The following is a 15012-nucleotide window of genomic DNA, read 5'->3' as shown; positions in this document are numbered from 1 at the left end:
GCACCGACGCAGGGAGTCCGTCATGGACTGGAAGATCGAACTCATCATGGTCCCCGTGAGCGACGTCGACCGCGCTCGCGAGTTCTACGAACGCATCGGCTTCACCATCGACCACGACCAGCGGGTGTCGGACGACGTCCGGTTCGTGCAGGCCACCCCTCCCGGGTCCGCGTGCTCCATCGCGTTCGGCGAGGGCATCATGTCACCCGACGTCCAGCCCGGGTCGCTGAAGTCGATCCAGGTCGTCGTCCCGGACGCCGACGAGGCCCTCGCACACCTGCAGGGCCTCGGGGTGAACGCGATCGGGGTCGACGAGCTCGCGTGGGGTCGGTTCGTCTTCTTCACCGACCCGGACGAGAACGCCTGGACCCTGCAGCAGCTGCCCGCGCGCGGCTGAGCGACGCGGCCGTCAGTCCTCCGGCGGACGCTGCATGAGCAGCCGTGCATCGCCGAACCCGAGCCGCCGGTAGAGCCGTTCGCCCTCGACGCTCGAGTGCACCGACGTGCGCTCGACCCCGAGCTGGTCGGCGACGTCGAGCAGCGCGGTCACGAGCCGCCCGGCGACGCCGAGCCCGCGCAGGTCCGGGTGCACGTAGACCGTCTGCACGTCCGCGGTGAGTCGCAGCCCTGGTCGGTCCGGCGTCGGCGGGCGTGCGACCAGTCCGAGCCACGCCATCCCGAGCACCCGTCCGCCCCGCTCGGCGACGACGCACCGGTGGGTGTCCGGGTGCGCGGCCGCGAACGTCGTCATCGCGTCGCGGTACGCCTCGATCGTCGTCGCGGGCGTCGCACCGCCCTCGTCGACGCTCCACCGCCACCGCAGGTCGGCCACCGCCGGCATGTCCTCAGGCCTGGAGGCCCGGATCACCACGTCGTCCACCGCTCCAGCCTGCCAGGTGGTCGCGTCCACTGCCCCTCCCGCTCCCCGCGGCCGGTGCATGCGCCCGCAACTTTCGACAGAACACGAGCGGATCGACCGGTGGACTGTCGGAACATGCACACGCAACTGATGCAGGCACATGCGGCGACAGAACACGAGTCGATCGACCGGTGGACTGTCGGAACATGCACACGCACCGGATGCACCGACCGAGTGCCCGCGACACGCGAAAGCGCCGCCGGACCGGGGGTCCGACGGCGCTGGCGTGAGTGCGGGGGCGAGCTACTTCTTGGCGCTGAGCTGCTCGATGATCGCCTTCGCGACGTCGTGCATTGTCAGACGGCGGTCCATCGACGCCTTCTGGATCCAGCGGAACGCCTCGGGCTCGGTGAGGCCCATCTTCTCGTTGAGCAGGCCCTTGGCCCGGTCGACGAGCTTGCGGGTCTCGAAGCGCTCGACGAGGTCGGCGACCTCGGCCTCGAGCGTGATGATCTGCTGGTGCCGCGAGAGGGCGATCTCGATCGCGGGGAGCAGGTCGTTCGGGGTGAAGGGCTTGACGACGTAGGCCAGCGCGCCGGCCTCGGTCGCCCGCTCGACGAGGTCCTTCTGGCTGAACGCCGTGAGGAGGACCACCGGAGCGATGTGGTTCTTGGACAGCTTCTCGGCTGCCGAGATGCCGTCGAGCTGGGGCATCTTGACGTCCATCACGACGAGGTCGGGACGGAGGTCGGTCGCGAGCTGCACCGCGGTCTCGCCGTCTCCGGCTTCACCGACCACGTCGAACCCGTTGTCGCGGAGGATCTCGACGATGTCGAGACGGATGAGCGACTCGTCCTCGGCGACGACGACGCGACGGGGTGCTGTTGCAGTTGCTTCTGTGTCACTCACAGACGGAAGCCTACTAGACGTCGGAAGTCCTGCATGTCAGCACACGGCAATCGGTGGACAGGAAGCGACCGACGGTACGAGTGGCGGGACACGGATGTCGGAACACCCCCGGACGCCGTGAGCCGTCCTGGTACGAGTGGCGGGACTTGAACCCGCACGCCGTGAGGCAGAGCATTTTGAGTGCCCCGTGTCTGCCGATTCCACCACACTCGCGAGGAGGCCAACACTACCAGCCCGACCCGCGCCTCCAGGCCGCTCGTCCGCCGTCTCAGGAGCCCTCCAGCGCCTCGATCGCCGCGACGAGACCGGCCCGTCGCGGCGACCGCCGCGGCAGCACCGCGAGCAGCGCGCGGAGCACGCGGGCGTCGGCCGCGCCGTCCGGGGTCCGTGACCACGCGAGCAACGCGTCGACGCCGCCGTCGGCGACGACGGACTCGCGGAACCGGCCGCGGACGAGGTCGCGGACCGCGTCCACTCCCGGCGCAGCCGATCCCGGGAGCACCGGTCCGGCGTACCGGTCGACGGCCTGGAGGCGCGCCCCGCGGTCGAGCGCGGACAGCACGCCGTCGACGTCGGTGCGCACACCCCCGACGCGGTACGGCCGCGACGTCACGGTCACGCCAGGAGCGTGCTCCGCGAGGACCCGACGGAGCCGGACCACCTCGGCGCGCAGGGTCACGACTGCCCTCGCGTCGCCGTACACCGCCTCGGCGAGGTCCGGCGCGGCCAGCCCGCCCGGGTGCGCGGCGAGGACGACGAGGAGCTCCGAGTGCCGCGCGGAGAGGTGCACCTGCCGGTCGTCGATCCGGAGCACGGCGGTGTCCGTGCCGAGGACCGACAGCTCGGCGCTCGGCACGTGCTGGACGACGGGCGCCGGTGACCGGGTGGCCGCGAGGGCGAGCTGTGCCTCCGCGGCGGCGACGGTCGCCGTCAGGAGCGAGAGGGTGTGCCGCTCGACGGCCCGGTCGTCGCCGGTGAGGTCGAGGACACCGACGGTCGCACCGCGTGCGTCGTGGACCGGGACGGCGGTGCAGGACCACGGCTTGACGGCGTTCGCGTAGTGCTCGTCGGAGCGGATCTGGACGGGCCGGTCGATCCGCAGCGCGGTGCCGGGGGCGCTCGTGCCGACGTGGTCCTCCGACCAGTCGGCACCGGGGACGAAGCCCATGTCCTCGGCGGCCCGACGTGCGGCCGGTGCTCCGTCGACCCAGACGAGCCGTCCGGACGCGTCCCCGACGGCGAGCACGCAGCCCGCGGACCTGCTGTCGTCGAGGAGGAGCCGGCGGACCACGGGCAGGAGCGTGGCGAGGGGGCCGTCACGTCGCGCTGCGTCGAGTTCGTCGTCTCCGAGGCTCAGGGTGGGGACGCCGTCGGGATCGACCCGTGCCGAGCGCCGCCAGGACTCGGCGACGAGCGGACGGAGCCGGTCGGGTGCGCGCATGCGACCTCCGTCCGACTCCGCCCGTCGCGCCGTCGCGACGAGGTGCGGTCAGCCTACGTCGCGCGCACCGCCGGGACCAGACCGAGGTCGGCGAGCTCGGCGTCGTCGAACATCCGCGACCGGGTGAGGAAGCGTTTGCCCTCCGGGCTCTCCACGGAGAACCCGCCGCCGCGCCCGTCCACCACGTCGATCGTGAGGTGGGTGTACTTCCAGTACTCGAACTGCGACTTCGACATGTAGACCTCGACGGGGTCGAGCCCCTCGACGTCGAGCGCACCGAGCAGCACGTCACCGGAGCCGGTCCGGAACATGCCCACCGGGTAGCACATGGGGCTCGAGCCGTCGCAGCAGCCGCCCGACTGGTGGAACATCAGCGGGCCGTGCCGGGCGGCGAGGAGGCGCAGGAGCTCCCCCGCCGCCGGCGTGACCGCGACGCGCGCGGTGTCGGGCATCAGAAGAAGCCCATCGGACCGTCGGCGTAGGAGACGAGCAGGTTCTTGGTCTGCTGGTAGTGGTCGAGCATCATCTTGTGGTTCTCGCGCCCGATGCCGGACTGCTTGTACCCGCCGAACGCCGCACCGGCCGGGTACTGGTGGTATGTGTTCGACCACACGCGACCGGCTTGGATGTCCCGGCCGGCGCGGTAGAGCGTGGTGGCCTCGCGGCTCCACACCCCGGCTCCGAGGCCGTAGAGGGTGTCGTTGGCCGTGGCGATCGCGTCGTCGTAGCCGCTGAAGGACGTCAGCGCGAGGACCGGCCCGAAGATCTCCTCCTGGAAGATCCGCATCGAGTTGTCGCCCTCGAACACCGTCGGCGTGACGTAGTACCCGCCGGAGAGCTCTCCACCGAGGTCGGCTCGTTCGCCGCCGGTCAGGAGCTTCGCACCCTCCTGCTTGCCGATGTCGATGTAGCTCAGGATCTTCTCGAGCTGGTCGTTCGACGCCTGGGCACCGATCATGGTAGACAGGTCGAGCGGGTGGCCCTGCTTGACGGCACGGACCCGGTCGAGCCCGTCGGCGACGAACCCGTCGTAGATCTCCTTCGCGACGAGTGCCCGCGACGGGCACGTGCAGACCTCGCCCTGGTTGAGGTTGAAGAAGGTGAAGCCCTCGAGCGCCTTGTCGTAGAAGGAGTCCTTCTCGTCGGCGACGTCCGGGAAGAACACGTTCGGGCTCTTGCCGCCGAGCTCGAGGGTCACCGGGATGAGGCTCTGCGAGGCGTACTGCATGATCAGGCGACCGGTGGTGGTCTCGCCGGTGAACGCGATCTTCCGGATGTCCGGGTGCTGGGCGAGCGGCGCACCGACCTCGATGCCGAAGCCGTTCACGACGTTGAGCACGCCGGCGGGCAGCAGGTCGCGGATGAGCTCGATCAGGACGTGGATCGACGCCGGGGTCTGCTCCGCCGGCTTGAGCACGACGCAGTTGCCCGCGGCGAGGGCCGGTGCGAGCTTCCACACCGCCATCAGGATCGGGAAGTTCCACGGGATGATCTGGCCGACGACGCCGAGCGGCTCGTGGAAGTGGTACGCCACGGTGTCGTGGTCGATCTCGCCCGCCGAACCCTCCTGCGCCCGGATCGCACCGGCGAAGTAGCGGAAGTGGTCGATCGCGAGCGGGATGTCGGCGCCGAGGGTCTCCCGGATCGGCTTGCCGTTCTCCCACGTCTCGGCGACGGCGAGGGCCTCGAGGTTCTCCTCCATGCGGTCGGCGATCTTGTTCAGGATGATCGCGCGTTCGGCCGCGCTGGTCTTCCCCCACGACGGGAACGCCTTCCACGCCGCCGCGACCGCCCGGTCGACGTCGGTGGAGTCGCCCCGTGCGACCTCGGTGAAGACCTTGCCGGTCACGGGCGTGGGGTTCTGGAAGTACTGGCCGCCGGCCGGCGGGACGTACTCGCCGCCGATGAAGTGGTCGTACCGGGATCGGTACTGGACGAGGGCGCCCTCCTCGCCGGGTGCGGCGTAGGTGGTGGGCGAAGGTGCGATGGTCATGGTGGTGCCCTTTCGACGACGCTGTCGGAGCGCACGGTCCGCGCGCTCGGGGGAACGGTACGTCCGCGCGCGTTGCAACTCGTTGCACGGGGTCGCGGACGGCCGGGTAGCGTTCGGGACACCAACGGTCCGATCAGGGAGGACAGTTCGTGGATTCTCGTGCCGTCCGCACGTTCCGGGTGTTCGTCATCGTCACCGCCGTCGTCGCGATCGCACTCGGCATCGTCGCCATCGTGCTGCCGCGACCGTCGCTCGTCGTCGTCGCGCTGCTGTTCGGGGTGTACCTCGTCGTGGCCGGCGCGCTCCGGGTGTTCGCGGCGGTGCGGGGGCACGGCACACCGGCCGCGTGGCGGTGGACCTCGGGTGTCGTCGGCGTGCTCGTCGGGATCGCGGGGCTCGTCACGCTGCTCGACCCCGCGGTGCCGCTCGTCGTCTACGCGGTGCTCGCCGGTGTCGGGTTCGTGATCGAGGGCATCGTGTCGATCGTCGGCGGGTTCGTCGGGCACCCGGGATCGTCGCGCGTGCCGACGCTCGTGAGCGGGGTGCTGTCGATCCTCGGCGGCGTGGTCGTGCTCGTCGCCCCGGGACTCGCGCTCACGGTCTTCATGGTGTTCGCCGGCATCGCGCTCATCGTCGTCGGCGCCGCCGCACTGCTGCTGCTCCCCCCGCGCGCCGCCGTCCGCCGCTAGGCCGAACCGGTCCCGAACAACAGCCCGAGCACGTAGGTGACGACCGCCGCGCCGAAGCCGATCGCGAGCTGCCGGAACGCGCGCTTCGCGGGCGAGGCGCCGCTCAGGACGCCGACGACCGCGCCGGTGCCGAGGAGCGCGAGCCCCACGAGCGTGCCCGCGACCGCGATCGCCGGCCACCCCTGCATCCCGAACAGGAACGGCAGCACCGGGATGATCGCCCCTGACGCGAAGAAGCAGAAGCTCGACACCGCGGCGCTCAACCCGTTGCCGACCGCCTCGTTCTCGTCGGTGACGGGCGTCGACCCGGTGCGCGGCCGCCGCTCCCCGATGCCGGACAGGACCTCGGCCGCGTGCGCCCCCGCCTCGGCCTCGGGCATCCCGCGCGCCCGGTAGACGAGGGCGAGCTCGTTCGCGTCGACGTCGAGGTCCGCGACCGCACTGCCGGCCTCCGGGTGCGGTGCCGACGCCTCGAGGAGCTCACGCTGGGACCGCACCGAGACGTACTCCCCCGCACCCATCGACAGCGCCCCGGCCAGGAGCCCCGCGACACCGCTCAGGAGCACGAAGTGCCGGTCGGCGCCGGATGCGCTGATCCCGATGATGAGCGCCAGGTTCGACACCAGTCCGTCGTTCGCGCCGAAGACGGCCGCGCGGAAGGTGCCGGACAGTCGCTTCCGCCCGCGGTTCGCCAGGCCCCGCACGACCTCGCCGTGGATCCGTTCGTCCGCGGCCATGCGAGCGGTCGCGTCGACGTCGTCGGCGTACGGCGAGCGGTCCTCGGCGCGCTGCATGAGCGCGAGGACGAAGACCGAACCGAACCGCTTCGCGAGCACCGCCAGCACCCGCGTCCGCAGGCTGCCGCGCAGGGGCTTGCCGACGTCGTCGCCCAGCAGGTCGATCCAGTGCTGTTCGTGCCGCCCCTCGGCCTCGGCCAGGGCGGCGAGGATCTCGCGTTCCTCGCCGGATCGGCGAGCGGCGAGGTTGCGGTACACCGCCGCCTCGGCACGTTCGTCGGCCAGGTAGCGCCGCCAGCGGCGGACGTCGGCGCGCGGCGCCGCTGGTTCGGTCGGGAGGCTCACAGCAGCCATCCTGCCGCGCACGGCCGACGTGTGGTCACCGCCACAGCCCGTGGGACGCGGAAGGGCGCGGACCGGGCCCGGCGCGTGGATCGCGCGCCGTGCCTCCAGTCCGCGCCCTGACGGCGTCGGGTCCTGCTGATCAGTCCCGGACGTAGGCCGGAGCGGCCTCGGCGTGGGCGTCGCCCACCCGGTGCACGCGCAGGTCGTTCGTCGAGCCCTCGATGCCGGGAGGGGAACCGGCCGTCACGATGACGCGGTCGCCGGGGGCGGCCAGACCGTTCTCGAGCAGGACGTCGTCCACCTGCGAGAACAGCTCGTCGGTGTGAGTCTTGCGCTCGACGAGGAACGAGCGGACACCCCAGGTGAGTGCCATGCGGCGGCGCGTGGCCTCGTTCGGCGTGAAGGCGATGATCGGCAGGCCGTGGCGAAGACGCGACATGCGGCGGGCCGAGTCACCGGACTCGGTGAACACGCAGAGGTACGAGGCCTCGGTGAACTCCGCGATCTCGACCGCGGCCAGCGTGATCGCACCACCGAGGGTGCGGGGCTTCGTGCCGAGCGGCGCGATGCGCTCGAGGCCGTGGTCCTCGGTGGACTCGACGATGCGGGCCATCGTGCGGACGGTCTGCACCGGGTACTCGCCGACGCTGGTCTCGCCGGAGAGCATGACCGCGTCCGCACCGTCGAGGACGGCGTTCGCGACGTCGGAGGTCTCGGCGCGGGTGGGGATCGGCGACGAGATCATCGACTCGAGCATCTGCGTCGCGACGATGACCGGCTTCGCCATGCGGCGGGCGAGCTCGACGGCGCGCTTCTGCACGATCGGGACGGCCTCGAGCGGGAGCTCGACGCCGAGGTCACCACGGGCGACCATGATGCTGTCGAACGCGTCGATGATCTCCTCGAGCGCGTCGACGGCCTGCGGCTTCTCGATCTTCGCGATGACCGGCAAGCGCTTGCCCTCTTCGTCCATGATCTCGTGCGCGCGGACGACGTCGCTGGCGTTGCGGACGAACGAGAGCGCGATGAGGTCGGCGCCCTGGCGGATGCCCCATCGGAGGTCCGCTTCGTCCTTCTCGCTGAGCGCGGGGACGTTCACGGCGACGCCGGGCAGGTTGATGCCCTTGTTGTTCGACACGGTGCCGCCGACGACGACCTCGGTGCGCACCCGCACACCGTCGGTGTCGAGCACGCGGAGGCGGACACGACCGTCGTCGATGAGCAGCGGGTCGCCGGGCTTGACGTCCTGGGGCAGGCCCTTGAACGTCGTGCCGCAGATCTCCTTCGAGCCGGGCACGTCCTCGGTCGTGATGGTGAACACGTCGCCGACGGCGAGGTCGTGCGGGCCGTCGGCGAACTTGGCCAGGCGGATCTTCGGACCCTGCAGGTCGACGAGGATCGCCACCGGCTTGCCGAGCTCCTCGGCCGCGCGACGGACGTTCACGTAGTTGGCCTCGTGGACGCTGTAGTCACCGTGGCTGAGGTTGAGGCGGGCGACGTCGACGCCTGCCTCGATGATCTCCTTGACGGTCTCGTACTCCGACGTTGCCGGTCCGAGCGTCGAAACGATCTTTGCGCGTCTCAATGGATTCCTTCGATGTGGTGGATGGTGCTTGGGTTTCCGCGCTGTGGGGCCGCGCGGAACGAAGCGAGGCCACCAGCACCCTACCGAGTGCTGGTGGCCTCTCGCTCACGGGAGGGTGAGCATCTGGTGGTGGGTGTTCGTCATCAGATCGACATCGCGCGGTCGGTCGCCTTGACCGGTGCCGGCAGGATCGTCGAGCCCTCGAGGTACTCGTCGACCTTCGCCGCAGCGGCGCGCCCCTCGGCGATCGCCCAGACGATGAGCGACTGGCCGCGGCCCGCGTCACCGGCGACGAACACGCCGGCCTCGTTGGTCGCGTAGTCGGCACGGCGCTCGAGCGCACCGGACACCGTCGTCGGCAGACCGAGCTGCGGCTCGATCGTGTCCGCCTCGGGACCGGTGAAGCCCATCGCGATGAGGACGAGGTCCGCGGGGATCTCGCGCTCCGAACCAGCCTTCGGGACCCGGCGGCCGTCGAGGTACTCGGTCTCGGCGACCCGCAGTGCGCGGACCTCGCCGGCCTCGTTCGCCAGGAACTCGACGGTGGAGGCGAGGAAGTGCCGCTCGCCGCCCTCTTCATGGGCGCTGGTGACCTCGAACACGGTCGGGAACATCGGCCACGGCTGCTCGGAGGGACGCTCCAGCGGCGGCTGCTTGCCGATCGCCAGGTTCGTCACGCTGAGCGCACCCTGTCGGTGGGCGGTGCCGATGCAGTCCGCGCCGGTGTCGCCGCCGCCGATGACGACCACGTGCTTGCCCTCGGCCGTCAGCTGGTTGTCGACCGTGGTGCCGGCGTTCGCCTTGTTCTGCTGGACGAGGTAGTCCATGGCGAAGTGCACACCGGCGAGGTCGCGGCCCGGGATCGGGAGGTCGCGCGGAACCGTGGCACCCGTCGCGACCACGACCGCGTCGTAGCGGGACTTCAGGTCGTCCCACGTGATGTCGCGGCCGATCTCGACGCCGGCACGGAACCGGGTGCCCTCGGCCTGCATCTGGGCGAGGCGGGCGTCGATCTGGCGCTTCTCCATCTTGAAGTCCGGGATGCCGTAGCGGAGCAGGCCACCGATGCGGTCGTCGCGCTCGTAGACCGCGACGGTGTGGCCGGCACGGGTGAGCTGCTGAGCGGCCGCGAGTCCGGCGGGACCGGAGCCCACGACGGCGACCGTCTTGCCGGTCAGGCGCTCCGGCGGGTGCGGGGTGACCCAACCCTTCTGGAACGCCTCGTCGATGATCGAGACCTCGACCTGCTTGATGGTCACCGGTGGCTGGTTGATGCCGAGCACGCAGGACGACTCGCACGGTGCCGGGCAGAGCCGACCCGTGAACTCCGGGAAGTTGTTCGTCGCGTGCAGCCGCTCGATCGCCTGTCGGCCCTCGCCGCGCCAGGTGAGGTCGTTCCACTCCGGGATCAGGTTGCCGAGCGGGCAGCCCTGGTGGCAGAACGGCACACCGCAGTCCATGCAGCGACCGGCCTGGCGCTTGAGCGCGCCGGACTCCTGCTGCTCGTAGACCTCTTTCCAGTCCATGAGCCGGACGGGCACGGGGCGCCGTGCGGGCAGTTCGCGTTCCTGGACCTTCAGGAATCCCTTGGGGTCAGCCACCGGTCACCTCCGAGGTCGTGTTGGGCGCTGCCTGTTCCGGACGTGCGTGACGCTCAGCCACCGGTCACCTCCATGATCCTGTTCCAGACGATGTCGCCGTCGGGGTCGAGCCCCTCGTCGACGGCCTGTTGGCGGGTCTCGAGCACCGCGGCGTAGTCCCGCGGCAGCACCTTGACGAAGTCGCTCAGCTCGCCGGACTCGAGCAGGTCGGCCGCCAGGGTCGACCCGGTCTCCTCGGCGTGCCGGCCGAGCAGGTCCGTGACGATCTCGACGTCGGCGCTGTCGAGCGGCTCGAGCCGCAGTTCGCCCGTCGCGAGGGCGTCCGTGTTCACGTGCTCCTCGCGCAGGCCCCTGACGTACGCGGTGCCACCGGACATGCCGGCGCCGAGGTTCCGCCCGGTCTCGCCGAGGATGAGCGCGAGACCACCGGTCATGTACTCGAGCGCGTGGTCACCGACGCCCTCGACCACGGCCGTCGCACCGGAGTTGCGCACCAGGAACCGTTCGCCCACGATGCCGCGGATGAACATGGTGCCCTGGGTCGCGCCGTACCCGATCACGTTGCCGGCGATGACGTTCTCGGCCGGGTCGAAGCCCGAACCGGCGTCCGGACGCACGATGATCTGCCCGCCGGACAGGCCCTTGCCGACGTAGTCGTTGCTGTCGCCGATGAGCCGGAGCGTGATGCCCGCGGGCATGAAGGCGCCGAGCGACTGTCCGGCGGAGCCCCGCAGGGTCACGTCGATCGAGCCGTTCGGCAGGCCGTGCTCGCCGTGCCGCCTCGTGACCTCGTGCCCGAGCATGGTGCCGACGGCGCGCTCGGTGTTCCGGATCGGCAGGTCGAGCGCGATCGATCCGCCGTGGTCGAGGACGTCGGCGGTCTGCTGGATGAGCTGCACGTCGAAGTGCTGCTCGAGCTCGTGGTCCTGCTCGCGGTGGTGCCGGCGGGGCTCGGCGTCCTCGAAGTGCGGTCCCTTGAGCACCGGCGCGAGGTCGAGCCCCGACGCCTTCCAGTGCTCGACGGCACGGTCGACGTCGAGCACGTTCGTCTGTCCGATGGCCTCGTCGAGGGTGCGGAACCCGAGCTCGGCGAGCAGCTCACGCACTTCCTGCGCGATGAACTCGAAGAAGTTCACGACGAACTCCGGCTTCCCCGAGAACCGTTTGCGGAGCTCCGGGTTCTGCGTCGCGACGCCGACCGGGCAGGTGTCGAGGTGGCAGACCCGCATCAGGATGCAGCCCTCCACCACGAGCGGTGCCGTGGCGAAGCCGTACTCCTCGGCGCCGAGCAGCGCCGCCACGACGACGTCGCGGCCGGTCTTCATCTGGCCGTCGACCTGCACGACCACACGGTCGCGCATGCCGTTCAGCATCAGGGTCTGCTGGGTCTCGGCCAGGCCGATCTCCCACGGCGTGCCCGCGTGCTTGAGCGAGTTCAGCGGCGACGCACCCGTCCCGCCGTCGTGGCCGGACACGAGCACGACGTCGGCCAGGGCCTTCGTCACGCCGGCGGCGACCGCACCGATCCCGGACTGGCTCACGAGCTTCACGTGGACGCGAGCGGCCGGGTTGGCGCGCTTGACGTCGAAGATCAGCTGCTTGAGGTCCTCGATGGAGTAGATGTCGTGGTGCGGCGGCGGTGAGATGAGCCCGACGCCTGCCGTGGCGTGCCGGGTCCTGGCGACCCACGGGTAGACCTTCGCCGGGGGCAGCTGTCCGCCCTCGCCGGGCTTCGCACCCTGCGCCATCTTCAACTGGATGTCGGTGGCGTGCGTCAGGTACATGCTCGTGACACCGAAGCGCCCGGATGCGACCTGCTTGATCGCGCTGCGCCGTTCGGGGTCGAGCAGACGGTCGACGTCCTCGCCGCCCTCACCCGTGTTGGAGCGGCCGCCGAGCCGGTTCATCGCGATCGCGAGGGTCTCGTGGGCTTCCTTCGAGATGGAGCCGTACGACATCGCCCCGGTGTTGAACCGCTTCACGATCGACTCGATCGACTCGACCTCGTCGAGCGCGACGGGCTTCCGCACGCCGTTCTTGAAGCGGAACAGCCCGCGCAGGGTCATCAACGCCTCGGACTGGTCGTCCACCGCGCTCGAGTACTCGCGGAAGATGTCGTACCGACGGGCACGTGTGGCGTGCTGCAGACGGAAGACGGTGTCCGGGTTGAACAGGTGCGGCGGCCCCTCACGGCGCCACTGGTACTCGCCGCCGGTCTGCAGGCGCTCGTGCGAGAGCACCGCGCCGTCCTGCGGGTAGGCCTGTGCGTGCCGCTCGGCGTTCTCCTTCGCGATGACGTCGATGTCGACGCCGCCGAGGATCGACGAGGTGCCCGTGAAGTACTTGTCGACGAACTCCTGGCTGAGCCCGACCGCCTCGAACGCCTGTGCGCCGGCGTAGCTCGACACCGTCGAGATGCCCATCTTCGACATGATCTTCAGGACGCCCTTGCCGAGCGCCTTGATGACGTTCTTGACGGCCTGCTCCGGGGTGATCCCGGTGATCATGCCGGCACGGACGAGGTTCTCGCAGGTCTCCATCGCCAGGTACGGGTTGATCGCCGAGGCGCCGTACCCGATGAGCGTGGCCACGTGGTGGACCTCGCGCACGTCACCGGCCTCGACGATCAGACCGACCTTCATGCGCTGCTCGGTGCGGATGAGGTGGTGGTGCACCGCGGCCAGGAGCAGCAGGCTCGGGACCGGTGCCTGCTCGGCGTTGCCGTCGCGGTCGGACAGCACGATGAACTGCTTGCCCGACTCGATGGCGGCGTCGACCTCGTCGCACACGGCCGCGATGCGCTTCTGCATCGCCTTCTTGCCGGCGTCGACGCGGTACAGGCCCTTGATCGTCACGGTGAGGTGCCGACCGGAGGCGGTCTCGAAGTGCTGCACCTTGGCGAGCTGGTCGTTGTCGATGACCGGGAAGTCGAGCGTGATCTGCTGGGCGTGCTCCGGTCCGGCGGAGAGCAGGTTGCGCTCCGGGCCGAGCCCCATGCCCATCGAGGTGATGACCTGCTCGCGGATCGAGTCGAGCGGCGGGTTCGTCACCTGGGCGAACTGCTGGGTGAAGTAGTCGAACAGCAGGCGCGGACGCTCGGAGAGCACCGCGATCGGGGTGTCCGAACCCATCGCGCCGAGGGGCTCCGCACCGGCCTGCGCCATCGGGCGCAGCAGGATCCGGACCTCTTCCTCGGTGTAGCCGAACGCACGCTGACGACGGGTCACCGAGGCCGGGGTGTGCACGATGTGCTCGCGCTCCGGCAGGTCGTTCAGGTTGATGCGGCCCTCGTCGAGCCACTGACCCCACGGTCCGGAGGACGCCAGGCCCTGCTTGACCTCGTCGTCCTCGATGATGCGACCGGCCTCGGTGTCCACCAGGAACATCCGGCCGGGGCGCAGTCGGCCCTTGCGGACGACCTTCTCGGCGGGCACGTCGATGACGCCGGTCTCCGACCCCATCACGATGAGGCCGTCGTCGGTCACGAGGAACCGGCCGGGGCGCAGTCCGTTGCGGTCGAGGGTCGCACCGACGAGCGAGCCGTCGGTGAAGGTGATCGCGGCCGGACCGTCCCACGGCTCCATGAGCATCGAGTGGTACTCGTAGAACGCGCGGAGCTCGGCGTCCATCCCGACCTGGTTCTCCCAGGCCTCCGGCACCATCATCGACACCGCGTGCGGCAGTGACCGGCCGGTCAGGGTGAGGAGCTCGAGGACCTCGTCGAACGAGGCCGAGTCGCTCGCGCCGGGGCTGACGATCGGCAGCAGGGGCGCCATGTCCCCGAGCAGCTCGCTCTCGAGCTGGGACTGCCGCGCCCGCATCCAGTTGCGGTTGCCGCGCACGGTGTTGATCTCACCGTTGTGCGCGATCGTCCGGAACGGCTGCGCGAGCGGCCACGACGGGAAGGTGTTCGTCGAGTAGCGCGAGTGCACGATCGCGAGCTTGGAGGCGAAGCGCTCGTCGCTGAGGTCGGGGTAGAAGGGCTCGAGCTGGAGCGTCGTGACCATGCCCTTGTAGACCATGGTGCGGCTCGACAGCGACATGAAGTAGAGGTCGTTGTCGTGCTCGGCGCGCTTCCGGAGACGGAAGGCCTGGCGGTCCAGGGCGATGCCGCTCCACGCGGCGCCGTGGACGTCGTGCCGGATCGACGCGACGAACAGCTGCTCGAACGCCGGCATCGCGGCACGGGCCAGGGTGCCGAGCACGTCGGGGCGGACCGGGACCTCACGCCACCCGAGGACCTTCAGGCCCTCTTCACGGGCGAGCCGCTCGACGGCGCCCTTGACCGCGTGACGGTCGTCCTCGTTCACGGGCAGGTAGGCGGTCCCCACCGCGTACTCCCCCGCCGCCGGCAGCTCGAACGGCACCACGGCGCGCAGGAACTCGTCCGGTACCTGGCACAGGATGCCCGCGCCGTCACCGGTGCCCGCGTCGGACCCGACGGCACCACGGTGCTCGAGGTTCCGGAGCGCACCGAGCGCCGCGTCGACGATGTCGTGCCCGGGCGTGCCACGGAGCGTGGCCACCATGGCGAGGCCGCAGGCGTCCTTCTCGTTCGCCGGGTCGTACATGCCCTGGGCGTCCGGGATCGCCGAGAACCGACGGTGCGGCGGCACGAGGGAATTCGTGGCCGGGGACTGGGGTGGCTGGAGCGCCATGGGGAACCGTCCTCACGAGGAAGTGGAACAGGGACAGCGGTGGCCCGGTGGTGCGTTCCGCCCGAGCGGGCGGGACTGGTGCCCGTGCCCCGCTTGTGGCGGGGGCCTGGTGGTGTGCTGCTGCTCTGGTGCTGGTGCTGGTGCTGCTGCTGCTTCTGCCGCGCGAGACCGGTGGTCTCGAAGGAGGGGTGCTTC

Annotated in this window: 11 protein-coding genes and 1 tRNA gene; 2 read left to right on the top strand and 10 right to left on the bottom strand. The window is 70.5% G+C overall.

The genetic code is table 11. The annotated features are described in order from the left end of the window. The first annotated feature begins 22 nt into the window (after window positions 1-22). Window positions 23-397 carry a VOC family protein gene (locus tag EDF19_RS09885; RefSeq protein ID WP_123680737.1) on the top strand — a complete coding sequence of 125 codons (375 nt, stop codon included), beginning with the start codon at window positions 23-25 and terminating at the stop codon, window positions 395-397. Window positions 398-409: 12 nt separating this feature from the next. Here EDF19_RS09885 and EDF19_RS09880 read toward each other — a convergent pair whose 3' ends face one another. From EDF19_RS09880 to EDF19_RS09855, 6 genes are all read right to left on the bottom strand, one after another. Then, the gene (locus tag EDF19_RS09880; RefSeq protein WP_185022775.1) at window positions 410-910 is read right to left on the bottom strand and encodes a GNAT family N-acetyltransferase; all 501 of its coding nucleotides are present in this window, start codon (window positions 908-910) and stop codon (window positions 410-412) included. Between the two features lie 252 nt (window positions 911-1162). Beyond that, complete coding sequence (locus EDF19_RS09875) at window positions 1163-1768, bottom strand: ANTAR domain-containing response regulator (protein ID WP_022905562.1); 606 nt, start codon at window positions 1766-1768, stop codon at window positions 1163-1165. Between the two features lie 128 nt (window positions 1769-1896). Beyond that, a tRNA-Leu gene (locus EDF19_RS09870) sits at window positions 1897-1981 on the bottom strand. Between the two features lie 55 nt (window positions 1982-2036). Continuing rightward, a complete protein-coding gene (locus EDF19_RS09865) occupies window positions 2037-3209 on the bottom strand; it encodes a GAF domain-containing protein (protein ID WP_123680735.1) in 1173 nt (390 codons plus the stop codon). 53 nt (window positions 3210-3262) lie between these two features. Beyond that, window positions 3263-3661, bottom strand: a complete 399-nt coding sequence (locus EDF19_RS09860; protein WP_123680734.1) for a DUF779 domain-containing protein — start codon at window positions 3659-3661, stop codon at window positions 3263-3265. Beyond that, a complete protein-coding gene (locus tag EDF19_RS09855; protein ID WP_123680733.1) occupies window positions 3661-5202 on the bottom strand; it encodes an aldehyde dehydrogenase family protein in 1542 nt (513 codons plus the stop codon). Before EDF19_RS09855 ends, EDF19_RS09860 begins: the two co-directional genes overlap by 1 nt. Window positions 5203-5351: 149 nt before the next feature. Here EDF19_RS09855 and EDF19_RS09850 point away from each other — a divergent pair, with 149 nt between their 5' ends. Further along, window positions 5352-5891, top strand: coding sequence for an HdeD family acid-resistance protein (locus tag EDF19_RS09850; RefSeq protein WP_123680732.1), 540 nt, complete (start codon window positions 5352-5354; stop codon window positions 5889-5891). Here the strand turns inward: EDF19_RS09850 and EDF19_RS09845 are convergent. The 4 genes from EDF19_RS09845 to gltB form a co-directional block, all read right to left on the bottom strand. Then, window positions 5888-6982 (bottom strand): VIT1/CCC1 transporter family protein, encoded by a 1095-nt coding sequence (locus EDF19_RS09845; protein ID WP_123680731.1) that lies wholly within the window; start codon window positions 6980-6982, stop codon window positions 5888-5890. The two genes, EDF19_RS09850 and EDF19_RS09845, sit on opposite strands and share 4 nt — an antisense overlap. 130 nt (window positions 6983-7112) lie before the next feature. After that, on the bottom strand, window positions 7113-8558 hold the full coding sequence (pyk, locus tag EDF19_RS09840; protein ID WP_123680730.1) for a pyruvate kinase: 1446 nt from the start codon (window positions 8556-8558) through the stop codon (window positions 7113-7115). A 143-nt stretch (window positions 8559-8701) separates the two neighbouring features. Beyond that, window positions 8702-10159: a glutamate synthase subunit beta gene (locus EDF19_RS09835; RefSeq protein ID WP_123680729.1), complete on the bottom strand. Its 1458-nt coding sequence runs from the start codon at window positions 10157-10159 to the stop codon at window positions 8702-8704. Between the two features lie 53 nt (window positions 10160-10212). Further along, a complete protein-coding gene (gene gltB, locus EDF19_RS09830; RefSeq protein WP_395859848.1) occupies window positions 10213-14817 on the bottom strand; it encodes a glutamate synthase large subunit in 4605 nt (1534 codons plus the stop codon). Window positions 14818-15012 lie beyond the last annotated feature (195 nt).

This window comes from Curtobacterium sp. PhB115, from assembly GCF_003752025.1.
GTDB lineage: Bacteria > Actinomycetota > Actinomycetes > Actinomycetales > Microbacteriaceae > Curtobacterium.
Note: the sequence above shows the minus strand (reverse complement) of the source record. Positions and strands in the feature narration are given on the sequence as shown.

What these genes read in the sequence shown, in the direction of transcription:
- EDF19_RS09885 (WP_123680737.1), top strand. Translation starts at nt 23, where the DNA reads ATGGACTGGAAGATCGAACTCATCATGGTCCCCGTGAGCGACGTCGAC.
- EDF19_RS09865 (WP_123680735.1), bottom strand. Translation starts at nt 3,209, where the DNA reads ATGCGCGCACCCGACCGGCTCCGTCCGCTCGTCGCCGAGTCCTGGCGG.
- EDF19_RS09860 (WP_123680734.1), bottom strand. Translation starts at nt 3,661, where the DNA reads ATGCCCGACACCGCGCGCGTCGCGGTCACGCCGGCGGCGGGGGAGCTC.
- EDF19_RS09855 (WP_123680733.1), bottom strand. Translation starts at nt 5,202, where the DNA reads ATGACCATCGCACCTTCGCCCACCACCTACGCCGCACCCGGCGAGGAG.
- EDF19_RS09845 (WP_123680731.1), bottom strand. Translation starts at nt 6,982, where the DNA reads ATGGCTGCTGTGAGCCTCCCGACCGAACCAGCGGCGCCGCGCGCCGAC.
- gltB (WP_395859848.1), bottom strand. Translation starts at nt 14,817, where the DNA reads ATGGCGCTCCAGCCACCCCAGTCCCCGGCCACGAATTCCCTCGTGCCG.